The 25,288-nt window shown below is 69.9% G+C and carries 14 protein-coding genes; 5 read left to right on the top strand and 9 right to left on the bottom strand.

The genetic code is table 11. The annotated features are described in order from the left end of the window. Window positions 1-13: 13 nt before the first annotated feature. The 4 genes from IPG50_08230 to IPG50_08215 form a co-directional block, all read right to left on the bottom strand. The gene (locus tag IPG50_08230) at window positions 14-12,145 is read right to left on the bottom strand and encodes a hypothetical protein (GenBank protein MBK6692178.1); all 12,132 of its coding nucleotides are present in this window, start codon (window positions 12,143-12,145) and stop codon (window positions 14-16) included. A gap of 189 nt (window positions 12,146-12,334) precedes the next feature. Further along, the gene (locus IPG50_08225) at window positions 12,335-13,246 is read right to left on the bottom strand and encodes a hypothetical protein (protein MBK6692177.1); all 912 of its coding nucleotides are present in this window, start codon (window positions 13,244-13,246) and stop codon (window positions 12,335-12,337) included. A 39-nt stretch (window positions 13,247-13,285) separates the two neighbouring features. Then, complete coding sequence (locus IPG50_08220; protein MBK6692176.1) at window positions 13,286-14,308, bottom strand: hypothetical protein; 1,023 nt, start codon at window positions 14,306-14,308, stop codon at window positions 13,286-13,288. 15 nt (window positions 14,309-14,323) lie between these two features. Next, a complete protein-coding gene (locus IPG50_08215) occupies window positions 14,324-15,367 on the bottom strand; it encodes a protein kinase (protein MBK6692175.1) in 1,044 nt (347 codons plus the stop codon). A gap of 104 nt (window positions 15,368-15,471) precedes the next feature. Between IPG50_08215 and IPG50_08210 the strand changes: the two genes are divergently transcribed. After that, window positions 15,472-15,609, top strand: coding sequence for a hypothetical protein (locus tag IPG50_08210; protein MBK6692174.1), 138 nt, complete (start codon window positions 15,472-15,474; stop codon window positions 15,607-15,609). A 408-nt stretch (window positions 15,610-16,017) separates the two neighbouring features. On the opposite strand, the gene IPG50_08205 is transcribed toward IPG50_08210, so the two are convergent. Continuing rightward, complete coding sequence (locus IPG50_08205; protein ID MBK6692173.1) at window positions 16,018-17,403, bottom strand: prolyl oligopeptidase family serine peptidase; 1,386 nt, start codon at window positions 17,401-17,403, stop codon at window positions 16,018-16,020. A gap of 276 nt (window positions 17,404-17,679) precedes the next feature. Between IPG50_08205 and IPG50_08200 the strand changes: the two genes are divergently transcribed. The 3 genes from IPG50_08200 (at window position 17,680) to IPG50_08190 (ending at window position 19,768) form a co-directional block, all read left to right on the top strand. Then, window positions 17,680-18,351 carry a hypothetical protein gene (locus IPG50_08200; GenBank protein ID MBK6692172.1) on the top strand — a complete coding sequence of 224 codons (672 nt, stop codon included), beginning with the start codon at window positions 17,680-17,682 and terminating at the stop codon, window positions 18,349-18,351. A 42-nt stretch (window positions 18,352-18,393) separates the two neighbouring features. After that, entirely contained in the window at window positions 18,394-19,119 is a 726-nt protein-coding gene (locus IPG50_08195; protein MBK6692171.1) for a hypothetical protein, read from the top strand. Window positions 19,120-19,231: 112 nt separating this feature from the next. After that, a complete protein-coding gene (locus tag IPG50_08190; GenBank protein MBK6692170.1) occupies window positions 19,232-19,768 on the top strand; it encodes a hypothetical protein in 537 nt (178 codons plus the stop codon). A gap of 17 nt (window positions 19,769-19,785) precedes the next feature. On the opposite strand, the gene IPG50_08185 is transcribed toward IPG50_08190, so the two are convergent. Beyond that, window positions 19,786-20,307 carry a hypothetical protein gene (locus IPG50_08185; GenBank protein MBK6692169.1) on the bottom strand — a complete coding sequence of 174 codons (522 nt, stop codon included), beginning with the start codon at window positions 20,305-20,307 and terminating at the stop codon, window positions 19,786-19,788. A gap of 141 nt (window positions 20,308-20,448) precedes the next feature. Here IPG50_08185 and IPG50_08180 point away from each other — a divergent pair, with 141 nt between their 5' ends. After that, window positions 20,449-21,816, top strand: a complete 1,368-nt coding sequence (locus IPG50_08180; protein MBK6692168.1) for a sigma-54-dependent Fis family transcriptional regulator — start codon at window positions 20,449-20,451, stop codon at window positions 21,814-21,816. A gap of 122 nt (window positions 21,817-21,938) precedes the next feature. Here IPG50_08180 and IPG50_08175 read toward each other — a convergent pair whose 3' ends face one another. The 3 genes from IPG50_08175 to IPG50_08165 are packed head-to-tail and all read right to left on the bottom strand — an operon-like array spanning window position 21,939 to window position 25,155. Beyond that, window positions 21,939-22,874, bottom strand: a complete 936-nt coding sequence (locus IPG50_08175) for a hypothetical protein (protein ID MBK6692167.1) — start codon at window positions 22,872-22,874, stop codon at window positions 21,939-21,941. After that, the gene (locus IPG50_08170) at window positions 22,871-23,620 is read right to left on the bottom strand and encodes a hypothetical protein (protein ID MBK6692166.1); all 750 of its coding nucleotides are present in this window, start codon (window positions 23,618-23,620) and stop codon (window positions 22,871-22,873) included. Before IPG50_08170 ends, IPG50_08175 begins: the two co-directional genes overlap by 4 nt. Continuing rightward, on the bottom strand, window positions 23,620-25,155 hold the full coding sequence (locus IPG50_08165; GenBank protein ID MBK6692165.1) for a serine/threonine protein kinase: 1,536 nt from the start codon (window positions 25,153-25,155) through the stop codon (window positions 23,620-23,622). Before IPG50_08165 ends, IPG50_08170 begins: the two co-directional genes overlap by 1 nt. Between the last annotated feature and the right edge of the window lie 133 nt (window positions 25,156-25,288).

The following is a 25,288-nucleotide window of genomic DNA, read 5'->3' as shown; positions in this document are numbered from 1 at the left end:
GTCTCTCTGCGCGTCAGTGCGCCTGAAGGTCGCTCAAGAGTTGCTTCGCCGAATCGAGCGTCGGGTCGTCGTCGACGGCACGCTTGAGGAGCAACACGGCCTTGCGGGTGTCGCCCTGATGGTGCGCGATCTCGCCGAGCCTTTGGTACGCGAGCGCCCGGGGAAGGGGCCCCGGCGTCTTGAGCATGGTCACCGCGCGCAGCGCCTTGGTGGCCAAGTCGAGGTCACCGAGCTCGAGTGAAACGTGCGCGAGCTCGGCGGCAGCGAGGCCATTCTGCCCGTCGAGGTCGAGGGCGCTGGAGAGCCACATCATGGCCCCTCGCGCGTTGCCGCCCTCCTGCTCGAGGCGGGCCACGCGGTGGTGGAGGAGCGAGAGCTCGCGCGCTCGGCGCCCCTTGTGGAGCGCCAGCGTCGCGTGAATGACCGTCATCGCGTGCTCGCGCTCGCCGAGCGCAGCGTAGGCATCGGAGAGCAGCGCGGCGCACTCCACGTCGTTGGGCTTCAAGCCGTGGGCTTCGTGGAGCGCGCGGCCGGCGACCTCGAGGTCGATGCCGTTCTGGAGGAGCAGATCGGCGGCGCGCACGAGCTCGCGGAAGCGGTCCTCGGGGTTCAGCGCGGCCTGCGCCTTGGCGAAGCCGAGACCCGCAAGCTCCGTGATGGCCCCCGCCGCCTGGTAGATCGCACGAAGCCGATCCATCAGCGGCTCGCTCGTCGGATTCGCAGCGAAGGCTCGTTCGACGGCGGGCCTCGCCTTCGCCGCGTCGCCGGCGTTCTCGGCGGCAGTGGCGGCGCGGATGGCGAAGTTCGCCATGCTCTCCGGTGACTCCTCCGCGGCGGCGAGCTCAAGGTAAGCCGTCGTGGCCTCGGGCCAGCGAGCGCCGCGCTCCTCGAGTTCGGCGAGGGCGCGGAGCGCGTCCTTGTTGCCTGGCTGTGCCGCGAGGAGCGTCGTGAGGCGCGCTCGCGCCTCCGCTTCGCGATCGGCCTTCGCGAAGAGCGAGACAACGCGGAGCGAGAGCGTCGTGGCCTTCGCCGTGTCGTTCTCGCCGCGCGCCTCTTCGGCGAGGCGATCGAGCTGCGCGCACAGCGGGTCAAGGTGCGTGGCCGGGTCGGTGGCGTAGGCCCGCTCGATGTCGTAGAGCGCCCCGCCGTGATCGCCCAAGAGCGCGCGCAGCGACGCGCGCTTTGCAAAGAGCGCGGCGCGTCGCGGATCGTGCTCCGGCAGGTGCGCCGCGGCCGCCGTGACCTCGGCGGCCGCGCTCTGATAGTTGCCGCTCGCCGTAAGCGCGGCCACATAGTTGGCGAAGACGTCCTCGTCGCCGGGAGCCAGACCGCGAACCTCCTTCAGCAGCTGCGCTGCGCGCTCCGGCTGCGCGAGCGAATCGAGAAAGAGGCTCGCCGCGGCCTTCAAGAGGTCGACCCGTTCCGTCGCGTCGCCACGAGAGCTGGCGTCGAGAACGTAGAGGTCGGCGAGCTTGGCGTGCTCCTGCTTCTCCGCGTAGTAGGCGACGAGTCGAGCTCGCAAGACTTGGCTCGCGGGATACCCCTTGTACCCGAGCGCGGCGGCGCGCTCGACGCCGCCTTCGTCCCAGGCCTCTTCGCGTAGCGCGACGAGCTTGAGGGCGAGCTCCTCGGCGGCGCGCCCCGTCTCTCCCCTAAGGAGTCGCTCCATGAGGTCGCTGCGCTCCGCCGCGTCGCCACCAAATTCGAGGAGCGACAAGAGCCGACGCAAGAGGTGCGGATTCTCCGGCTGCCATTCGAGACCGCCCCTCAGCAGCTCGGCTGCACGATCGGCGTCGCTCCCTTCGACGAGGCTCGCAAGCTCGAGCGACAGCTCGGCGACGCGAGGCCCGTTCTCCTTGTCCTTGGCGCCGTCGAGCTGCCGCGTGAGGAGTTCTGCCAGCTCTTTGCCGCGGCCCTGACTCCGCAAGAGGTCCGACAGGAGGCGCGCCGCCTCGGCGCTCTCGGGATCGTCGTCGAGCACCAGGAAGAGCTCGGCGACGCCCTCATCGCTCCTCGGGTCGGCGCGGAAGAGGAGCGCGGCGCGCTCGAGCCGTAGCGCGCAGCGTTCGGTGACGTCGTCGAGCTGCGGGACGACTTGTGCCAAGAGTTCGCCGCGGTCGACGTCGGCGCCGGTGCGGCGTAGCAGGTCGAGGAGCGGCCCCCAGGCGGCGCGGTCCGTCGTGTCGGCGTCGTAGAGCGCGCGGTAGACCTCCGCCGCCAGGGCGAGGTTCGCGAGCTCCGCTTCGGCACGCTTGGCCACGTCAAAGCGCAGCCGTCGACCGTCGGCGTCGCTCGAGTGCTGCGCCGCTTCGAGACGCAAGGACAAGGCACCGGACAGGTCGCCGCGCCGTTCGACGTCGAGCGCCAAGGAGACGAGGGCCCAGGCGGCGTGCGGCTTGTCACCACCCTCTTTCCGGACCGACCGCACGTAGCTCTGAAGGAGGCCCGTCGCCACGTCGGCCTCGCCGAGCCGCTCGGCGAGCGTCACCGCCTCGCGGAGCGCCTCGTCACCGCCGGCGGACCGGACCTTTCGCTGTAGCGCATCGAGCAGGACGCCCTCGTTCTTGGAACGACGGGCCACGTCTTCGAGGGCCGCGAGGATCGGCTCGTTCGCGGCGTGCGCCTCCGACGCTTGCGCCAAGAGGGCCGCGACCGCCAGGAGCCGCGTGGGTTCGGGGTCGATGCGTGTCGCCTCTTCCGCCAGCGCGCACGCGTCGGCGGACGTCTCCTCCGCGGCGAACCTGAGCTCCGCCAAGCGGACCAGCACGTCGGCGACGCGCGAACTGGTCGGGTCTTCTGCGCGCTCAAGCTCGAGCCACCGCAAGACCACGTTCTCGCGCGGCTCGCGATCGCCGCGCCGCTTGTAGACGCGCTCGAGGGCTTGCAGCACCGTCGTCGACTCGCGCAGCGCGCGAGCCCGCTCTAGCAGTGACGTCGCCTCGTCGAGATCGCGTCGATCGTCTTCGGCGATGACCGCGAGGCGAACGAGGAGATCATGGGCGCGTGCCGCGTCGCCCGCGTCCTCGGCGCTCTTCGCGAGGCGCGAGAGCATCTCCACGTACTTCGTGACCCCACCGGTCTTGCGGGCCAGGAGCAACAGCGCCGCGTGCGACGCGTCCGACGACGGATCGAGCTCAAGGCCACGCAGGGCTGCCCCGTAGGCCTCGTCGTGTCGCCCGAGCGTGGCCAGCGCGTCGGCGAGCTCGAAGAGAGCTCGCGCCCGCGCCTCCCCATCGTCGACGCGAAGGAGCCGCGCTTCAATGGCGCGCGCCAGGACTTCGGTCATCGCTCGCGCGCGGAGCGCGAGCTCGAGGCGCGTCGATTCGGAGGCGCTCGCGCTGCCGGCCTCGAGGGCCGACTCGAGGATCTCCGCTGAGCGCTCCGCTTCGCCTTGCCGTCGCGCGATTTCGCTCAGCTCGAGGAGCACCTCGCTCTTGGTGATCACGACGCCCTTGCCTGGCGTATCTCGCCGGACGACCGCGAGCAGCGCGCGGTACGAGCGCTCTGCACGCTCGAGCTCGCCGTCGTCGCGCGCAAGCTCGGCGAGGGCCAAGAGGATCTCCGGGTTCGCAGGATCGATGCGGTTGGCCGCCTCGAGCTCCGCCAGCGCGTGCTCCCGATCGCCGGTCACGAGATCGAGCCGAGCCAGGTGCAGGTGCACCGGGGCGCGCTCCTTCGGTCGCCGTCCGCCGAACTCCTCGACGATGCCGCGCAGCAGCGTCCGCGCCTCGATGGCGCGCCCCGCTTCACCGAGCGTGTCGGCGAGCGAGAGGCGGAGGGCCCGATCCTCGGGCTCTAGCGAGGCTGCCTCCGTGAGGAGCGGGATCGCCTCCTCCGGCTGATGGCACGCCCCACGGAAGAGCGTGGCCGCCTCGTGAAGGAGCGACTGCTTCGCCTCCTTCGTCGCCGCGTGCGCCGCGCCGTCTCGTAGCAGTCGGGCGAGCAGGAGCGGCTCGTTGGCCTCTCGGTAAACCACCGCGAGGCGGGCCCTAACCTCGTGCCTCGAAGGATCGCTCAGGACCGCGCGTTCAAGCACGTCGCGGGCGGCGGCGGCGCGGCCGGCGCGCTCCAAGGCGTGGCCCAACCGGAGGATCACCGGCGTCTGTTCGCTCGGCAACGTGCACTCGAGGAGCTGGGCCAGGTGCTCCGCCTCCGCGGCATGGTCGCCGCGCGACGACGAGAGGCGAGCCAGCGCCTCCAAAGACGTCGCCTCCGGGAAGAGCGCGACGACCCGGCTGTGGTAGCGAATCGCGGCGTCGAGGTCGCCGAGTCGCTCCTCGGCCACGCGCGCCGCTTGCGACCAAAGGAGTCGCGCCGATTCGGCGTCGCTCTCGGCTTCTGCCAGGGCCGCTTGTTCTGCGAGCAGTGACGCGAGCTCTTCGCTGCGCGCGGTGCTCTCGAGGATCCCAACGAGCTCCGCCACGGTCTCGCCGTGCCTCGGATCTTCCTTCAGGTTCTCGTGCAACGTCGCCGTCGCGTCGTCGACGCGCGCCAAGAGGAGCTCGAGGCGCGCCGCCAGGAGCCGCAGCTCGAGGCGGGCCTCGGTGCCAGCGGCGAGGGCCACTTGTCGTCGCCTCAAGAGGAGGAGCTCCTCCTTACGGTCGCTCGACGTCAAGAGCTCGACGAGCGAGCGTTCGGCGTCCATGTCGCTTGTGTCTTCGCCGTAGAGCTGTTCGTAGAGCTTGATGGCGCGGTCTACGTCGCCGATACGCTCGACGGCGACACGGGCCGCGCGGTGCCGCATCGAGCGGCGGAGATCGCGCTCAAAGGGCAACTTGGCCATGTCGACGAGGAGCTCGACGATCTTTTCGGGGTCGCCTTCCTCGTTGTGAATTCGGATCAGCTCTTCGAGAGCCCACTTGAGGTACTCGGAGCCAGGGATCGTGCCGTCGATGACGGTGTCGGTCGGAGCGTCGAGCTCCCAGCGCTCGATGGCCAGCTTGGCCAAGCGCTCGAGGATCGACTTGGCGAGAGCGCGGTCGGCGATGGCGCTCGTGGCGATCTCGGCGGCCTCGCGCAAGAGCTCGAGATCTCCGCCGGTGGCCTGCGAGAGCCGAAGGAGGCTCTCCACGAGCGGTCGACCCTTCGCGCGGCGCTGGATCGACGCCAGCGACGAGAGCAGCTCAGCGTTCATGGCGTCGTGCGAGAGCGCCCGCGCGAAGGCCGCCTCGGCGGCGTCGGGATCGCCGCGCCGGTCGCGATGCCAAGCGCCGACGCGCGACTCGAAGTCCCGCAGGATCGCCGGCGAGAGGGTCGTTGGTTCGGCGAGGGCGGCGCCAAAGGCGCTGGTCATGCCGTCCCACGCGGCCGGTGACGTCGCCACGCTTTCAAGCGTGGCGAGGAGCGACTCGGCGATGGCTCCCGTGGCGGCCGCGTGCTGGAGCACCACCCGCGCCACCGCGTCGTAGCGATGGCTGGCGCCCCCGAGCCGCACGGCCGCGAGGCAGGCGTCGATGTTGTCGGGCGCCTCGGCCGCGGCCTTCAAATAGGCGGCGAGGGCCCCCCGTGAATCATCGAGGTGTTTCTCGAGCGCTTCGCCGAGCCTGAGGCGCAGCCGCGCCGACAAGACCGGGTCTCGAGCTTCGTCTCCGCCGGTGGCGTCGATGGCGCGTCGGTGCACCTCGGCGTACTCGCGCCACGAATCGGTCCGCTCCGTGAGTCGGAACAGCTGCGCCTCAAGCTCTCGATCGGCGGGCGCGAGCGCGAAGGCGCGGCGCACGTGTTCGATGGCGAGGGTGAGGTCGCGCGCCCGCTGCTCGGCGATCTGCGCGCTCTCGACGAGGATCATGACGCGCCGCGCGTCGTCCTGCGCCGCCTCGAGGCGATGCTCGGTGAGCTTGAGCGTTGCTTGCCAATCGTCGGCCCACGCATAAGCCGCGAGCAAGACGCGGAGAGCTTCGGGCCGATGCTCCTCGACGTCGGCGAGGGCGACGAGCCCTTTGGTGGCGAGCGCCTCGGTCGGGTTCGCCAAGAGTGCGGCTTCGTAGGCGCGAATGGCCGCCGCTGCGTCTTGGAGCTCGCTGCGCTTGACGTCACCGAGCTCGCGCAACATCGTCGCTCGCAGCTGCGGCGTCGTCGCGCGTTCGGCGGCCACGTCGAGCAGCGCCGAGAGACGCTCCCACTGCGCCGTCGCTCGCAAGAGGCGGACGAGTGCGTGGGTGCTGTCGTCGCTCGGGCCGAAGTCCTGCTCGATAGCCCGCCACTCCTCGATAGCGGCCTCGGCGTCGTCTAGCCGATCGCTCCTGAGGCGCGCGAGGCGGACGCGGTCGGCTCGCTGCAACGCCGCGTCGTCGCCAACCGACGCGCGTCGTCGCAGCGCGTCGGCGAGGTCCGACCAACGCTCTTGGCGCTCGAACAGGGCGACCAGTCCGTCGAGCGCAAGGGCGTCGGCGGGCGCCTTCTCGAGGCGCTTCTCCCATGCTCGCGCCGACCGGTCTGCGTCGCCGAGCGACTCCGCCAGGAGCGCCGCCTCGGCGAGGGCCCAGGCGCACTCGGTGTCGTCCTCGGAAAGGGCGGCCACACGTTCAAGCACATCGAGGCGCTCCGCCGTCCGGCCGATGGCGCGGAGCAGCGGCTCGACGCGCCGCGCCGCCAGGTGCTCCGCCTCACGTCCAGCGCCCTTGATGGCCAGGATGCGCATGTAGAGTTCGATGGTTCGCGTCGTGTCCCCGAGGCGCTCTTCGTGGACGAGGCCCGCTTGCATCAGCAGCTCGACGCGGAGGCCTTCCTCCGTGCAGTCGTCGGCGGCCGCGGCGAGGACTTCGGCGAGGCGGTCAAAACGCCCGACCTCTTCGGCGAGTCGCGACAGCTCGTCGCGGTGCTCTCGCACGTCGGGCTCGAGCATGACGAGCGCGACGAAATGTTCGAGGGCGGCTTCGGGGCGCGAGAGGCGCAGGTAAAGCGACGCCAGGTGGGCGTGCCGACGGATGCGCTCCTTCACGCTCTTGACGACTTCGAGCTCGACCTCGAGGACGCCGGCGAGGCGTGCGTCGTCGCCGGTCTCCACGTAGTGGGCGCGCAGGATGGCCGCCGCTCGTTGACGAACGGGGACCCGCTTGATGCGAGCCCGCGGGGGTGGAATCGATGGCGCCGACGCGACGCGCGGCTCCGCGCCGGGCGGCGGCTCGGTGACCGGCGGCGGCGGCAGCATCGAGGGACGCGTCTCGGCGGTCCGTTGAGCCGTCTCGATGACGCGCTCCAAGAGCTCGACGACACGCACGCGGTCCTTTGAAGACACGTCGCCGAGGCTGGCCAAGGAGGGGCTGTCCTTGGGATCGGGAGCGAGGACTTCCTCGAGGATGGCGAGAGCGTCGCCGGGGCTCGAGAGGGCCCCGATGGCGAGGTTGGCAACGCGAATGCGAGCTTCGCGACCTTCCCGTGGTGCCAGCGTCGGGAGCTGGCTCACGAGCAAATCGATGAGCTCTTGATGGCGTCCGTGCCGCTCGTAGAGGCGCTCCAACGCCGAGGCCACGCGGGCCGTGGGCTTCAGCTCGTGGAGCTGCTCCAGGTAGTCGATGGCGCGCGACGAATGGTTCGCAAAGTCCTTCGCCGTCTGCGCGGCCTCGTCGAGGAGCTCGATCTTTCGCTCCTTCGTGGTCGTCGTGGCGATGGCTTGATCGTAGAGCGCGAAGAGGTCGTCCCACTGCTCGCGGGAGTCGTAGAGCAGCTTGAGGCGGTCGAAGGCCCACGTCGTCTCCGGGTCGACCTCGAGGACTCGGCTCAAGATCGCCACGACGGGCGCCGGGTCGTCGAACCACTCTTCATGGAACGCCACAGCGCGTTCGGCGATCTCCATCAACTCGGCTGGCGAGCAGCGATCGCTTGGGCCACGGTCGCTCTCCGCCGTGCCAAGGATGCGCATGTACACGGCGGCGACGCCGCCGGGCTCTTTCAGCTCTCGCGCGAGCTCTTCGCATGCGTCCCACAACTTCGGGTCGGAAGGCTCTTCCTCCACGGCGCGCATGAGGCTCGAGAGCGCGGCCTCGCGCTTCCCCGTTGCGCGCAAGATGCCCGCGAGCTCCTCGTGCCAAGTGCGACGCACGGCGGCCGTCGCGCCCTCTTTCGACCCCTCGAGCAGGGCCATCAAGATCTTCTGCTTCGCCGGCGCGTCGGTGGCGCGCGTGCGTGCGTTCTCGAGGAGCTCGAGGGCGCGCGTGGCCACGTCCTTCACGCGCAAGAGCCGCGTGACGAGCGTGACCGCGTCGATGTCGTCGGGGGCGTCGGCGAGCAGCGCCTCGAGGCAGCCGAGCGCCTCGCCGAGCCGCTCCCCGCGGTCTACGAGGATGGTGGCGATCTCGATGTCGACGCCGCGCCGCGCCGCGCCCTCGGCGCGTTCTCGCTGGGCGAAGAGTGACGCGATGGCCCCCTCGACGTCGCCCGTCGCGAGCGTGAGGCGCGTGACGGCCATGGCCGCCTCGGTGCGGTCGGGGTCCGCTTCGAGCACCTGCCGGTAGACGGCGAGCGCGCTCTCGACGTCGCCGACGGTCGACTCCTCGGCTCGCGCCCACGCGAGCAGCGCTTCGACGCGTTCTGCGCCGTCGCTGTGCTCTGCCTGGTAGCGCAAGAGCCAACGCGCGTCGGCGCGGCGACTCACGGTGAGCTCGGCCGTCTCGAGCAAGCGATCGAAGCCGCTCCGCGCTTCGGTCCTTTGCTCCTCTGTGAGGTCGGACCGCGTGAGGATCTCTCGGTAGGCCTCGGAGGCCTCATCGTGGAGCTTCGGGTCTCGCGCGAACACGCGCGCCCTGGCGAGCGTCATCTCCGTGCCAAAAGACGCCGCCTTCGCGGCGTCCATGAGCTCATCGATGACGCGGCCGAAAGACCCCGACTGGTTGGCGAGGATCGACAACCGCTCGAAGGTGTCGAGGGCGCGGCGACTGGTCGGTGTGGCGCGCAGCGCGGCGGCTGCAGCCTCGGCGCCCCGCGAGGGGTCGCCCAAGTGATCGGCGAGGACCGCGGCGAGCCTCACGAGGAGATCGGCTCGCACCTCGGCGGTCTCGGCGGCGGCGGCGAGGACGCCGATGAGCTCCGGCAACGCGGTCCACATCTGCGCCTTGTCCAAGAGCTCCACCAGACGGCTCGTCGCGTCGATGTCCTTCGGACGGAGCTTGCGGATGCGCTCGTAGAGGCGCCGAGCGACCTCGCCGTCACCGGACTCTTCCGCGAGCCGAGCCGCTCGCCGGTAGGCGGAGACGGCCTCGTCGTCATCGTCTTGGCGTTGTTTTCGGAGCAATCCCAGCCGCTCCAACGCAGCGATCGCGTCCTTCGGGTCGCCCGCCAAATGGGCCCGCCGTTCCAGCGCCTCGCCCAAGAGATCCCAGTCCTCGATGAGGTTGGCCGCGCGTTCGACCACGTCGAGCTCAGCGGTTCCCGTGTCTTGACCTTCGAGGAGCTGGGCCGCGTGCGTCGACGCCCGCTCGCCGTCGCCCTGTCCGGCGCAGAGCTCGGCGAGCTCGGCGCGCAGCTTGGTCGCGTCGGTGCCGATCGAACGCGCGAGCCGCTTCTCCAAGAGTTCGATGAGATCGCCGAAGGCGCTCACCTCCGTATAGATCTCGACGAGCGCCGCGTGAGCGTCTCGATCGTCGGCGTCAATGGCGAGCACCTGCCGGTACGCCTCCGCCGCTTCTTCGAGGTCGTGCAGCTCGTGGCGAAGGGTCTTGCCGATCTGGTGGTAGAGAGGGCGCCGCTCTTCGGGGTTCGTTTCGCGCTCGAGGGCTGCCGTGTACAGCGCCACGCGCTCGCGCGGGTTGCCTTGGTCGCGGAGCAACGCGTCGACGCGGCTGACGAGATCGCGCGACGACGGGTCGAAGGCCAAGGCGCGTCGGTAGGCGGCGAGGGCGCTTTGCACGTCGCCGACGGCGGCCAAGGCGTCGCCAGTGTGCCTCGCGAGAAGGAGCCGCGCCGAACCTTCGACGGCTCCGTCGCCGAGAGCACGCACGAAGATCGCGGCGCGCCTTTGGGCGTCGCCCTCGCGGCTGAGCGAAATGACGCGATCGATCCACGACTCGAAGGGCGCTCCGCTGAGCGCCGCCTCCGCGAGGCCGAGCCCGGCGAAGTCCAGGGCCCGGACGGCGAGCTCCTCGTCGGATTGCGCGACACGCACCGCCTCGTCCAACGCGGCGAGCCGGTCGTCGGCCGAGGTGGCCTCCTTTGCCTTGAGCTCGAGGACCCGCAGCAAGCCCGCTTGCGACTCGACGGCGCGGTAGAACGGTTCGAGGGCCACGGCGGCCGCCAGCCGATGGTCTCCGCTCGAGAGGAGCTTCTCGAGGGCCGTTTGCGCCGCTGACGCGCTCCGATCGTATTTGAGCGCTTGGCTCAAGAGCGAGATCGCCTGCGGGATCTCACGGAGGCGCGCGAGCCGCACGAGGCCGGCTCGCGCGAGGATGGCTCCGCGCTCGTTCGCGGGCGCCAGCGTCGCGTCGTCTTCGAGCAACACCGCCAGTTCGAGGAACCGGTTTTGCGCTTCGAGCAAGGGCAAGAGCTTTGCGTTGACCTCGCGGTCCGTGCCAAAGCGCGCGAGCAAGGCTTGGAACGCGGAAACGGCCCGCGCGGGATCGACGCGCGTGCTCGCTTCTGCCGCCGACATCAGCAACGTGCGCGCCTCGTCGTCGGGCGCATCCTTCGCTCGCTCTTCGAGGATGAACGCGAGGTCCCCCTCCGACTGGGCCTCGCGGTAGATGGCTTCAAGGTTCTCGAGGGCGCGCGCCCGGGAGGTCGTCGGCAGGAGCCGCTTCCACGCGGCCGTCGCGCGCTCGCGATCGCCGAGGCCCGTCGCCACCTCAGCGACGCGCTCGTTGGCGGCGCGCGCCTTCTCCGGGTCCGGCTCGAGCGTCACCACGCGCTCCAAGATCTCCGCGAGCGCTTCCGCGTCACCGTCCTCTTCCAGCAGAGGATGGAGCGCGTGAGCGGCGCGCAAGACCGCGTCGTCGGGGGCCTCGGGCATGGCGAGCACGCTCGAAAACACGGTCTTCGCGCGCTTCTTGTCGCCGCCGCTCAGCAAGAGCTCGCCAGTGTCCGCCGAGAGCCGCGCGCGAACGGGGGCGTCTTTGGCCGTCGTTGCCACTTTGCCGAGCGTCTTGACGGCGTCGAGCTGACGTCCGAGCAACATCGCGAGCGCTACGTAGCGTTGCCGCGTCTCGTCGTCGGTCGGGTCGAGGACCAGCGCCTGCTCGAGGACCTCGTAGGCACCGGCTGCGTCGCCGAGCCGGTCTTGCCGCAACACGCCGAGCTTGAGCAAGACTTCGCGGCGCTTGGTGCCCCGCGTGTGTTCGAGCTCGACGCTCAAGTAGCGCGCCACGTCTTCCGGCGCGCCAGCCAGCGCGTGAGCCGCTGCGAGCGCCGCGGCGGCGCGTGCGGCGACGCCCTTCGACTCGAGGAGCTGCTCGGCGACGGCGCGCCCTTTGGCGTTCGCCGGATCGAGGGCCAAGAGCGCCTCGACGTGGGGCGTTGCCCGCTCAACCTCGCGAAGCTCGTCCGCGTAGAGCTCGACGAGCGCCAGGCGCATGCGCGTCGCCGCTTCCGGCGAGGGCGCCGGCTCGGTCACCGTCAGGCCTTGCTCAAGGACCCGGACGACGTCCTTCGGACGGCCTCGCTGGGAGAGCGCCGCGGCGAGCTGGAAGCGGGCCGCCTCGTCGTGTGGCTCGACGCGCAACAAGAACTGCAAGACCTCGACGAGCCGATCGTCGCCGCTGGCGACGCTGGCGAGGATCTCCACGGCGCGACGGTACGCTTGCGCCTGTTCGGCGCGGCTCGGCCGGTGTTGGCCCAGCTCGACGTAGCGCTCCGCGAGGGCGCGCAAATCGCCACGATCGAGCAGCAACGCTTCGAGCTTCTCGAAGGCCTCCGGATGGCCAGGAACGACGACCAGCGCGCGCTCCAAGAAGGTCGCCGCGCCTTGGTCGTCGCCGAAGATCTCACCGAAGAAGATCGCTCCGTGAAGGAGGAAGTCGGCCTGCGAAGGTGGCGGCAAGGCGCGGAGGCGCTTGTCTTCGCGAAAGGACTCGTACGCGAAGGCGAGCTCCGCGTTGCGCCCGTCGCGCTTCGACGCGGCGTGGAGTTTGTCCCACGCCTCCTCTTCGACAGGCAAGCGAGCGGCGGCCTTGAGGAAGGCCTCAAGGACGAGCTTCTCGCCTTCGAGCCTTGTGTCCAAGGCCTCGAGGATTGGTTGCGGGAGCGGTGCGCGCTGTCGCGACGTTTCGGCCATGGCCCGGGGAGTCCTTCCGCTGAACCGGAGCGCCGTGGGGATCCACGGTTCTCTGACCCTTCGCGGGCCTGCCAGAGTAGCAACGTGCCTTGGCTTTTGGGGAGCACGTTCTTGGCGACGTTGGCCTTCAGCGATTTACGGGATCGCCCACTTGTGCTTCAGGTAGCTTTCCACGCGGGCGCGCGCGTCTGGCGGCAACGCCGAGCCGTAGACGAGGATCTCGGCGATCTCACCGTCGGCCAAGTCCGTGAGTGTGCTGAGGCAACCGACGCTGAGCCCGTCGACGAACGGCATCGCATCCTCAAAGAACGAGGTCTGCTCGATGAGCACGCCGTTCTTGTAGGCTTGCATGCCGCCGAGCTTGGCCACCTCGAGGCGCGCCGTTCCGACCGAGAGCTCGGCTCCAAAGGGCGCCCGAACCCGGCGGCTCTCGCCCGGCGTCCCCACGGCGAAGAAGAGATCGGCGCCCGCCTCGCTGGTGCCCGCGTCGCCGCGCTCCCAAGGGTAGGCTACGAAGCCAGGCTGGAGGCCCTGGAAGCGCACCGCCGACGAAGGCGTGCCGCGCGCCACCACGAACAACGTGAGGCCGCCCTGTCCCGTAAAACCCCCGAAGGGCGCCGTCAGGCAGGTCCCGCGTTGTCGCTCGAAGCGGACGACCGGCAAGCCTGCTTGCGCGTCGGCGACGAACGTCGGCTGCCTCGCCGGCGCGCCCTGCGACAAATCGTGCAGCTTGCCCGATTGGTCGAGCCACGAGCTCACGGGCGGACTGGCCACGTCGGGCGGGCCGGCGTCTACGCCGAAGTCGGCGGCGACCCAGAAGAGAATGTCGCCTTGCGCGCGCGCGTCGAAAGGCGGCTCCGCGTCGCTGACGTCGCTGACTGCGCCGTCGGGCGGCGAAGCGCCGGTGTCGCGCTCCACCGAGTTGTCGGCTTGCGCGTCGACGCCCGCATCGGCGGCGAGCGTCGCGTCGTCGAAGCCCGCCCCGATGAGCTGCGCGCAGCCGCTCGCGGCGACGAGGCCCAAGACGAGTTGAATCTGCCGACGCATCGTGGAGGTCGATGCCCGTGGCGCTCCGGGCATCACTAGCTAGAAGGAGTGCTCGAACGTCACCGTTGCACCGGAGCGAGAGGGTAACGCGACGAGGGCGCTTCGAGCGAGCGGATTGCGGGGGGCTCGGGCCTCCCGCCGCTCCTCGACCTTGTCGGGCGCCTTCGTTCGATTCGTGAGCACGAGCACCAACCCGCCGGCTGTCGCCAGAGCTCCCGCTGCGAGCGTGTAGGTTGCGACCGTCGCGAACGTGCTCCCAGACCGCGCTGCGTCGAAGCCGACCTGGTTGCACTGGTTCGTCGCGTCGCAGTTCTCTTTGCGGAGCGACTCTCGGTCGATGGCGAAGAGGCCGGTCAAGGAGCCTACCCAGAGGCTCGCGGCTCCGGCGCCCATCAGCGCGAAGCCAGCGACGCGCAGCGTTTGGGCGCGGCTCTCGCGGCGCGTCTCCGGTGGCACCTCTTCGTTCGAAGGGTTCGTCAGCAGCGCGAGCTCGGTGGCCTCGAGCTGCGGCCCGGGCCAAACGATGAGTCGCTTCGCGCTGCCGGCCACGATGTCGACTTGCTGCCGCGAGCCGCGATACCCGACGGCGGTGACCTGCACGAGGTGCCCGCCGGCGGGCAAGAGGAGCTTCTTGCGCTTCGCCGGCGGGATCGCTTCGCCGTCGACCGCGATCTGCGTTTCCAAGGGGGCGCCGTCGCCGAGGACGAGCTCGAGGGTGCCGGAGCGGCGCTCGACGCCTTCGATGCGCTCCCGCAAATTGCCGAGGCGATCGTCGGTCACGCTGAGGCGCGACAGCGCGTCCTTGTAGTATTCGAGCGCCGCGGCGATGTGGTTTTGCTGGTCTTCGCAGTCGCCTAAATTGAGCAGCGTGCCGACGGCCGGCTCGAGGCGATGGCTCTCGCGAAAGAGCGAGCAGGCGGTGGCGAACTTCCCCATCTCGCTGGCCCGGCGGCCCAACTGGAAGAGGCGGTCGGCCTCGGAGGCCTCGGCGCTAAGGGGCCACGCGAGGGCGAGGGCGGCGAGCAGGGTCGCGAGCGTCGATCGCCGTCGGGTCGATGCCATGGGACGCCATCATCCTCACTTTCGGCGATCCAGCCACGACTTCTTTTGTTGAGCGCGACCGGCGGGGGGCGCCTTTCGCTCTCCCGCCGGTTCGCCGCTCGGCACCTCGGCAGCGATTTCCTCGGTCGGCGTCGGGGCCGCTGCGGGTTCGGCCCGAGCCGCCGCCGCGGGCTCGGGGCTGGGGACGACGACAGGGGTGGCCGTCGCTGCCGGCACCGGCGCCTTGACGCTTCGCATCGCCAGACCCACGCCGATGGCGCCGCCGACGAGGACCACGAGTGAGGCCACGGCGGCGAGCGTCAGGACGCGTCGACCGCTGCCGTGCGCGGTGGGAGCGGCCGCGCCATCGAACGTGGAGGGCTCTTCGTGGACCGGCAAGAGCGGCACATCCATCGCCGCGGGCGAACCGCCGCGAACAGGGGGGCCGGCGGGGCTCAGCGCGCGCTCGCTCACGGGCGGCAGCTCGCCCTCCGCCAGCGTGTCGTCGTAGGGCGACGACACGGGCTTGAACGCCTTCGGCGTAAAAGGCTTGAAGGCGCGGGGGGCCGTCTTGACACGCAGACTCACTGGCGGGGGCAATGGCGCGCGCAACACCTCGGTCGCGACCTGACGGAGCGCGTGCTGCATGGCCCGCGCGCCAGACCAGCGCTTCGCCTTTTCTACCGCCAGCGCGCGATCGACCACTTCGACGAGCGCCAGAGGGACGTCGCGAGCCACTTCACTGAGCGAGCGCGCCGGGGCCGTCGCTGCGAGGATCAGGAGCTCGTTGGGAGTCTCCGCCTCGTGGACGAGTTGGCCCGAGATGAGGTTGAACATCGTCGCGCCGACGGCCCACACATCGGAGAGCGCATCGACCTCCTCCATGCGGCCGAGCGCTTGCTCCGGCGGCATGAACGCGGGGGTTCCCATCATGGCCGACGTCTTGACGGCGCTCGTGAAACCGTCGCGCAAGCGCGCGATGCCGAAGTCGAGCACCTTCACTTCGCGATCGACCGTGATGAAGATGTTCTCGGGCTTGATGTCTCGATGGACGATGCCCGCGTCGTGGGCCGCGCCCATCACGTCGAGGAGGCCATCGGCGACCAGGAGGACGTCCTCGAGCGGGGAGGCGGCCGCCAAGTCTCTGCGCGCGGGCGTCGGCGGTCTCGCCCTCCAAGAGATCCATGACGAGGAAGACGGAGCCTTCGTCGGTCTGGTCGTCGTCGAGCACCCGGACGATGCCCGGGTGGTTGATCATGTTCGCGACGTACCCTTCGCGCGTGAAGCGGCTCCGGATGTTGGCGTCCACGGAGAGCTGCTGATGAAGGACCTTGAGGGCGACCCGGTTGCCGTTGCGATGCGTGGCCGCATACACGGCCGCCATGCCGCCCACTCCGATGAGCGACTCGACTTGCCACTTGTCACGCAGGACCTGGCCGACCCTCCTTCGACCATGTCCATGGTTTCCGCGTAGAGGGTTGCCATGGCGACGCGAGCCCGGGTCCAACCCCGCGTTCGCGGGGAGGAGGAAGGCCTAGCCGGATCAAACTAACACACAGGACCGTCGACTCAGCCGCGGCCGCCCCCAAGAAGGTGAGCGCCTCTCTGGGCGTGTCCTACTCTGGCCGGACGCCAGCCGAAGAAGGCGCGCGCGCGCCGCGCTCAGCAGGTCACCCAGGGCACCGGCTCGATGGGCCCAGCGCCGCCCAGCTCTTTTGCGAGTCTCGCTGTCACTGGCACGCCGTGAAGTAGGTGATCGCGATGCTGTTCTTTGCGATCGAGTCGCACACTGTCTTGCAGTAGGGCGAGCTCGTCCGTTTTCCGTCACAACACTTGTTGATGGCGTCCATGAGCGGCTGCGCGCCGTTGATGCCGGGCCCGCACTGAGCCGAAGCCGACTCCGCCTTGATGCACGACATCACCGTCGTGTCGGCCTTCGCCTCGCACTGCGTGATGCAGTCGCCGCAGCTCGTGGCCGTGAGTCCGAGCTCGGCGAGTTGCGGCTTCATGGCCCCGTAGACGGTCCCGTTTTCCACGGCGCAATCGGCGAAGAGCTGACACGACTCTTGGCACCCCGCGGTCTTGCTCGCTCCGCAGGTCACGTCTTGCGCCTTGTAATCGAAGACGTCGGTGGTGCAGGTGATCTTCGGGTTGTTCTCGACGGGCGGCAGCTCGAGGCCCTCGGAGCCCGGAAAGCCCTTCGGGTGCGCGAGGAGGACCTTGATGAACCAGTCGTTGATGGGCAGCCACACGTGGTTCAGGTTTTTGCCGCGGCAGTTGCTCTGGCCGACGTTCTTCTGCGCGGCGTAGAACTTGGTCGCGAGCGAAGCCTCGGACACGAAGTTCGCTTCAGGAACCGTCATGCCGCCGACGCTGCCGCTGTACTTGTCGTTGTCGCCTCCCCACGTGACGATGACGAGCATCTTCTCGAGGTCCTTGGCGGGCGTCGGGCTCGTGCTCGAGAACATCCCCGACGCCGGGATCGCGCCCGCGATGACGTTCGAGCGTCGTTGCGCAACGTAGTTCGTGAAGATGCCGCCGGCCGAGTGGCCCGCGATGTAGATGCGGTTCTTGTCGATCTCGAAGTGGGCGGCGTTGCAGGCGAGGAGCGTGTCGAACAGCTCGAGGTCTTTGTTCGGCGCGTCCATGTCCTTCTCGGTCCGCATGCCGTCCCAGACGGGCCAGACGGTGCCGTTCGCGGCGCTCGAGGGCACCAGCACGATGAAGCCGGCGTCGGCGAACTCCTTGAGCTGTGCACGCACTTGGAAGATGGGGCCGGTCTCGCCGGTGCCGTTGAAGCCGACGAGCACCGGGCGAGGACCTGTAAAGGACTCGGGCGGCAGGAGGAGCACGAACTCTCGGCTCTGGCCGGCGACGGAGAAACCGCGGTTCACGCCGCTCTTCGGAGCCTTCGACTGGTAGGCGTCGGGGCACGCCGTGATGTCCGCGGCGAGGCGGACGGCGGGCACCTCATCGGCGCTCTTCGGCGTCGTCGTGCCGGCGTCGGCGGTGGCGACGGGCGCCGCGGTGGACTCCGATTTCGCGCTGCACGCGACCGTGAGGATGGGAGCGAGGAGGGGAAGGGCGGCGGCGACAAGGGCGCGTGCGAACGACATCGAGAGGTGCGTTAGCACATAAGGAGAGGTGAGGCAGTGTCGGACGAGTGCAGCACGCTTCTTTCGACCGGCTGTGGAAAAGTCGTGGAAAAGATGGGGGTCCCGGGCTTGCGCAGGCCGGCTTGGCGGCCACGCAGCGCCTCGGCCCGCCCGCCCATCCACAGAGTTTCTGGACACGCCCTTTCCTTTTCATTTATCACTGCCGCACCGGTTTTTGGCCTGTGGTCTCGCCATGGGAGCACGAGGGCCGCTTTGAATCCACGTAGGGAGACGCCAATGAGAGTCACTTTCCGCGCCATCTTGTCCGTTGCGGTTGCCATTCCTGTTCTCGCCCTCGCGGGCTGCGATGAGACCATCGACGCGACCAAGGCACCGGCCACGTCCGACGCGGGGAGCGACGCGACCACCGCGAGCGACGCCGCGACCGACGCGCCGGTCCCGCTCTTCACGCGCCTCGGCGGCGAGCCGGGCCTCGTGAAGCTCATCGACGCGCTCGTCGCGGCCGAAGTCGCGGACCCGGAGATCGCGTCGTACTTCGTCTTCAACGGAGCGCCGGCCGCGGGCCACCCGAGCGTCACGCAGATCAAGGAGTGCTTCGTGAAGCAAGTGGGCACCGCCCTCGGCGGCCCCGGCTTCACGTACCCCACCGCGGTGTCGGGCGGCTTCCAGTGCCGTGACATGGGCACCGCCCACAAGGACCTCCACATCGGAGGCCTCACCTTCGACAAGTTTGCCACCATCGCCGCAGCCACGGCGACCGCCGCCGGCGTTCCGGCCGACGGCCTCGCGGCACTCAGCGGCTTCCTCACCGCGAACCGCCCGCTCATCGTTGATCCGGCCCGCGAGGATGCGGGTGGCCCCTTCGATTCGGGCATCAAGGTCGACAGCGGCAGCGATGCCGGCTCCGACGCCGCCGCGCCTTCCGACGCGGCCACCGACGGCGGCTGAGAGGCCCTGGCCTCGGGCGGCAACCAGAGGTAGTACCCACTCATGGCAGCCGCTACCGAGACCACTGGAGCGAAGGTCTTCTCCTCGAAGGCCAAGACCGTGGCGAAGGCTGCGGGGGCGATCACCGTCGCCTTCGTGGCCTTCATGCTTTTGGTGCACAGTGCAAGCGGTCGACGCTTGCTCGCCCCGTTCTATGCGGCGAAGTGTCCCGTGGGCGGTCAGGTCACCGGCGAGCAGGTCGAAGCGTCGCGCCTCGAGGGGGCTAGGCAGATGCTGGGCACCGAGCTGGCGCCCGCGCGGCCCGCGCTGGGTTTCGAGCTCGACAAGACGCGACCCGAGGACGTTCGCGCGTGGGCACAGAAACAGTCCGTCGCCTGCGCCGAGGAGCGCGGCGGCGCGTTGTTCCGCTGCACGCGGGTCAAGGCATCGGCCCTCACGCCAGCCATCGAAGGGCCCGACCTGAGCGAGGTGCTCTTCGCGTTCGAGCCGAAAGCGATGACGCTCGTGAGCGTGACGGCCTACCACGAGAGCGTCTCCGAGGACGTGGCTGCGGCGCGCGGCGCGGCGGTCGCAGCGTCGCTCGAGAAGAGCCTCGGCGCACCCCACAAGTCCGGCGGTCGCTTAGAAGCGGCCTACCTCGCAGAGGCGGTGCTCAGGACGGCGACGGTGGGCTACGCGTACCGCGACTACGTCGGCGGCGTGAGCGCCACCAAGCTGCGGCCCGGCACCACGATGCTCCGTGAGCAGTACATGACGGGGATGCGGTAGTCCGACTCGAGGACGGGAAGTTCATGGCGGGCCGAGACCCGACGGCGGTCAAAGCAGGATGGTGCGCCGCTTGCGCTCGCTAGCGATAGCCCGCCGACTATCTTCCCCTCCCATGACGTCCCCGAGCTACACCAAAGCCGTCAAGAAGCTCCGCAAGGCGATCGTTGAACGCTGCGCCGACGAGGAGCTCGAACACGAGGTCAAGGCCTACACAGCGGAAGAGGTCGCCACCTTCGAAGCCACCCACGAGGTCCAACTGCCGGCTTGCCTGCGCGAGCTGATGCTTTCCGTGGGGCCCATCGGCGAGCCGCTCCTCCACTACTCCCGACTCGACCTTCCCGATGCCGAGGCAGTGGCCACGATGAAAGCTCCATGCCCACTGTCCGCTGAGAACACGACGGAGGTGAAGGGCCGTCGCCGTTTCGACCCGACCAAGCACGACGTGGCGTACCGGCAAGGGACCTTGCTCCTCGGGGTGCGCGAAGACGACGAAGTGGAAGCTTTCCTTGTCTGCAACGGTCCCTTCGCGGGCCAGGTTTTCTGCGATCTCTACGGTTACTTCGGCGAGTTCGACGTCATGAGCGCGGGCGACTTCTTCGATGTTCTCACCGAGGCCGTCGAGCCGCGTGAAGGCGCGGCGCTCGCTTAGGGGCGCGGCTCTGCGCCCTACTTCTTCTTGTAACGCACGACGGACTTCACCTCGCCGGACGGCGCCTCTTGTTCGTCCGGGAAGGGAAAGTCGGCCACGATGGAGGCCTTCACCTGAGGCACCCACTTCGTGCCCTTCTTGACCGGGTAGATGACGCCCGAGATCTTCTGGAGGTTGCCGCAGCCCGGATCGTCGCAGTCGCCCTCGAGGCCGTCGACCGAGAACAGCACGGAGCCGCGGCTCATCCACGCGGGCGCGACCACCGCGCCAAACGACTCGTCGCCGAGCACGACCTCGACCTTGTCGCCGGAGCGGCGAACCTTCACGCTGTAGCAAACGTCAAAGCCCCCCGCGCATCCGTCGTCGGACGCGTAGTCTCCGAAGATCTCGGGGCTCTCAAGCGTGTAGCGCGGACCCGTTCGAAGCGCCTCTTCGACCTCGGTGTCGGCGTTCCCGTTCGTGGTGGTCGAGGAAAGGTCGCTCCCTCCACAGGCGGCGACGGTGAGAAGGAGCAGCGCGGGCCATTGGCGTAGGGGCATGTGCTCCCGTGTGGCACAAGATCGGGCGCGCGCAAGCGCAACAGCCCCGCTTAACAAGGCGTTTTTTGGCGGTCGGCGAAGAAGTCCCCGGGCGGGAGCGCCATTCTTGCCAGGCCTCTGGTGGCCCGACACACTCGCCCCATGCCCTCCGACGACGACCGCTACCCGCCGCTCGGCTCCACCGACGACGAGAGCTCGACGCTTCATGTGCGAGCGGAAGAGGGCGCGGGTGAGCATCGCTTCGCCTTGCGCGTCGTCGAGGGACCCGATCGCGGCGCCAACGCCGACGTCGCTCCCGACCTGCCGCCGCTGCTCGTCGGCACGAGCCCCGCGTGCGCGCTCCGCCTCTCCGATCGGCGCGTCTCCCGTCGGCACATCTCGCTGGTCGTCGAGGGCGACGGTCTGCTCGTCGAAGACGCCGGCTCGACGAACGGGACGTGGCTTGGCGCGACCCGGCTCCGCTCCGCTGTCGCAACCGGCGGTGAACGCTTGCGTCTCGGGGAGACCACGCTCCTCGTGGAGCGAAGCTCGCAAAAGAGCGCGCCCCTTTCGAGCGCGTCGCGCTTCGGGCAAACCCTCGGCCAGAGCCGCGCCATGCAGCGGCTCTACCCGCTGCTCGAGCGGATCGCCTCCTCCGATGTGCCGCTCATCATCGAGGGCGAGACGGGGACCGGCAAGGAAGTGCTCGCCGAGTCGATTCATCAAGCGAGTCGCCGCGCCGACGGGCCATTCGTTGTCTTCGACTGCACGGCGGTGCCGCCGTCGCTGCTCGAATCAGAGCTCTTCGGGCACGAACGCGGTGCGTTCACCGGCGCCGTCGCTGCGCGGCGGGGCGTCTTTGAACAAGCCCACGGCGGGACCTTGCTCATCGACGAAATCGGTGATCTCGAGCTCTCGATGCAGCCCAAGCTACTTCGCGCGATCCAAAAGGGCGAGCTGCGGCGCGTTGGGAGTGAACGCCTCCTCAAGGTCGACGTGCGAGTGATCGCCGCGACGCGCCGCGATCTCGACCTCGCGGTGGAGGAAGGGCGCTTTCGCGACGATCTCTTTCATCGCCTCGCCGTCGCGCGCGTCGAGCTACCTCCGCTTAGAAGGAGGGAGGGCGACGTGGCGCTCCTGGCGCGTCAGTTCGCCGTCGAGCTCGGAGCCGAGCCGGGCTCTCTGCCGGCGGCACTCTTGGCCGCGTGGGAGAAGCAGCCGTGGCCGGGCAACGTGCGCGAGTTGCACAACGTGGTGGCTCGACACTTGGCGCTGGGCGACCTCGCTCAGGTCTCGTTCGAGGAAGACGGTGCCGGGGCCCCCGCGGGAGACTGGCTTCAAGCCATCTTGGCGCGCGAGCTACCGCTCGTGCTCGCGCGCGAAGAGGTCGTGGCCTTCTTTGAGCGCGCCTACCTGAGGCGCGCCCTCGATGCGACCGGCGGCAGCGTCGTCCATGCGGCGCGCAAAGCCGGCGTGGCTCGTCGGTACTTCCAACTCCTGAAAGCCAAGCGCTTCCAGAACGAGGGCTGAGCGGCAGCCGAGCGGAGGACGGCCGAGCGCTAGGTTTCAGCGCTTCTTGCACCAAATGAGGACGCGGCCGTCGACGTCGGGGCGTCCCGGCATTCCCGCATCCATGTATAGCGCATGCGTCGTCAGGGCCGGCGTGTTGAAGGCACCGGCGAACGTCCCTCCGTCAACTCGCGTCCGGTCGACGAATCCGCTTCCGCCGCCGCCGGCGCCGCAGTTGGCAACGCCGCCGCCCCCGCCGCCCCCGCCAACGAATCCGCTTCCGCCGCCACCCCCACCGAGTCCCCCATCGAACGAGGCGCCGCTTCCCCCGCGAGAAGAAGCGCCGTCGCCGCCCGGCGATGGCGCGCTCGCATAGACGCCGCCCTGTCCGCTCGCGTCGGGGACGCCGCCGCCAAAGCCGCCGCCGAAGCCGGCCGTGTTGCTGCTCTGCCCGCGTCGCCGCCACTGGCGCCGGACGTGGACGTGGCCGGATCTTGGCCGCACGCGCCTCCACCCCCCCCGGCAACGAGCCATCGCGCCAGCGTGAGGCTGGTGATCATCGACAGGCCTCCGCCTCCTCCGGCACCGTTGCCCGGCGCCCCGCCGTTCGGATATCCGCCGCCGTCCCTCGTTCCTGCGGTGCCGGGCTGGACACGAAACACTTCGCCGGGCGCGAGCGCCAGCTCGCCCATCGCCGCGCCGCCGCCGCCGCCTAGCCCCGAGGCCGTCGAAGCGCCGCCGGCTCCCCACATCACGACCTCCGCGAGCGAACATCCGTTGGGGAAGACGAGCTGAGAGGTGCGTCCAACGACCGGGCGCGTGATGGCGCCGTCGTCGGGGATGGGGGCCGCGTTGGGTGCGACGGCGTCGAGCTCGGCATCGGACGGGGTCGCGTCGATGGGTGAAGCGTCCCAAGGCTCGGCGTCGGTTGGCGTCGACGGTGCGTCGGTGACGGCGGCCGCGTCGTCGATCGACGCGGGTCTCGGGTCATCGAAGCCGTCCAAGGGGCGAGCGAGGCTGCAAGCGGCCGCGCCCGGCACGAGGAGCAAGAGGCATCGGGGCCACCCAGCGCGGATCATGGCGAGGTCCCGGCCTGTGGTTCGAAGACGTGCACGAGCGCTGCGGCCCCTAGCGCGACGAGCCCCACCGCGAGACCGATGTCGCCCGCGACGTAGGTCGCGCGCAGCGCCTGCACGTCGTCGTGAGCGCAATGCGGGCGACAGGTCTCGAGTCTCGCGTAGCGGGCTTCCCCCGTGGCGGCGACGACGCCAAAGACCCCGAGACCGGCGACGCCCAAGGCCCCGAGCGCGATCACGGGCGCCGAGACGCGGCGCGCGGGGGGCTGCGCCGGTGAGGTCGCCGTGACCGTACCCGTGGCCTGCCCGGTGGGGCGTGAAAGCTCGACGACGACGACTCGACGCTGTTCGCCTTCACGCAGAAGGACGCTGCGCCTCCCCTCTCCCCGAGCGCTCTCCACGACGATCTCGTGAGCGCCCGGATCGAGCTCGACGGCTTGCGCGTAGCGCCTCGTTTCGACGCCATCGATGCGCAGCGAAGCGATGTCGACCTCAAGGCCCGCCGTGTCTTTGGCGATGACGAGGACCGATGGCATCACGGCCTCCACTTCGCCGAGCCACCTGACGCAATCGGGCCGCACCATCGCGGAGCACTCCCGCGTGCAGGTCGCCAGTTCGACCATCGCCCGCTTCAGCGCTCCGTCACGGCGGGCACGCTGCGCTCCCTCATAAGCTGAGGCGCAGGCGTCGTCGGCCAACGCGACGCGAGGCCACAGCAGGAGCGTGCACCCTGCAAGCAGTCGCCACATCAGCGGCACCCCGGTCGCAGCACTCGAATGCCGTCGGCACCGATGACCCAGGGCGGACTGCAGCTGCCGGCCGGCGGCGCTCCGCTCCGTGGAGCCTTGGGCGGAGCCCGCTTCGCCGTCGTCGCAGTCGTCGGAGTCGGCGCGTCGCCGGCGAGGGCCACGTTGGAAGGCGTGGTCTGGGTGGTCAGCATGGGCGGTGACTCGGGCGTCGGGGAAAGCGCGGGCACGCCCGGCGGAGCCGCCTCGGTGGCGACGGCCGGAGTGACGACCACCAAGTCCCGCCGCCAAGCGAAAGCCGCGAGGGCGGCCAAGAGCGCGAGCGTGCTTCCGAGAAGGAGGAGCGGGGTTCGATGCCGCGTACGCGCGTAAACGTGGTGCGACGCGCGAGCCGCCACACCTGCGTCACCCGTGGCGGCGGCACTCGCGACTTCGCGGCGGCGCTCCGTGGCGGGCTCGGGCGGCGCCGCGTCGGGGGCCGCCATCTTCGTCGTGATCGTCGACGCGTCGCTCGCCGTGTCCGTTGCCTCCGCGCCCGTCGCCGCGGGTCGCGCGAGCGTGGTCGTCTCCGTTGGGCCGTCGGCCGCCGCGGCGACGGCCGATGCGCGCTCCCTTACGACGGCGCCGGCGAGCTCCTCGACCCACCGCGCGACGGCCCGCGGCGACGCCGGCGGAAGGACCGCCTCGATCGCGTCCGCGAATTCGCGCGCCGAGGCGAAGCGCTGCTCCACCGACTTCGCAAGGCCGCGCAAGACCACGGCGTCGACGCTGGCGTCGAGCCCCACGGCGAAGCGGCTCGGCGGCGGTGCCTCGTCCTCCACGACGCGCTTCATCGAGACACGCGGATCGGCCGGCGGCACGAGCCGACGTCCCGTCAAGAGCTCCCAGAAGACCACGGCGGCCGCGTAGACGTCCGTTCGCGCGTCGACGGCGAGCCCCCGCACTTGTTCTGGGGACATGTAGCCGAGCTTGCCCTTGACTTGTCCCGTGCGCGTCGACGCGTCGCGCGCGGCGGCCTTCGCGATGCCGAAATCGACGACGCGCACCGTCCCGTCGGCGCCGACGATGACGTTGTGCGGTGACACGTCGCGATGCACGAGAGCGAGCCGTGCGCCGTCGTCGTCGCGCGCCTCGTGGGCTGCGTGAAGGCCCTCAAGCACGGCGACCATCACGGCGGCCGCCACATCGCGCGGCGGCGGGCCCTTGGCGAGCTTCACGAGCTCGAGCAGGCTCGCGCCGAGTACGTGCTCCATCACGATCGACACGGTGCCGTCTTCGCGGACCACGTCGAGCGTGGACACGACGTTGGCGTGGCGAACGCGTGCTGCGAGGCGAGCTTCGTCGAGCAACATGGTGACGAACTCGGGTTCGGCTGCAAGATGTGGACGCAGCCGCTTGATGGCGACGATCTTCGTGAAACCCGCGGGGCCCAACATTCGGCCCAAGTGGACCCTAGCCATGCCGCCGGAAGCGATGGGCGCGACGAGGACGTAACGCCCCGCCACAACCTCCTCGCGCGTTCGCGCTGCCGCCGTCATCGAGCCCGATGGTAGCGCAGGGCCTCAGGGCTTTCTCCCTTCCCGCGATCGAGCCGATCGCGCGGCGCGAGCCGTTCGATCGCGGCCCCGCTCGCCGAGTCTCTCTCCGCTCACGGCTGTTTCGCGACCTTGG

Source organism: Myxococcales bacterium, from assembly GCA_016703425.1.
Lineage (GTDB): Bacteria > Myxococcota_A > Polyangia > Polyangiales > Polyangiaceae > JADJCA01.
This window is presented reverse-complemented; position numbering and strand designations above follow the sequence as displayed.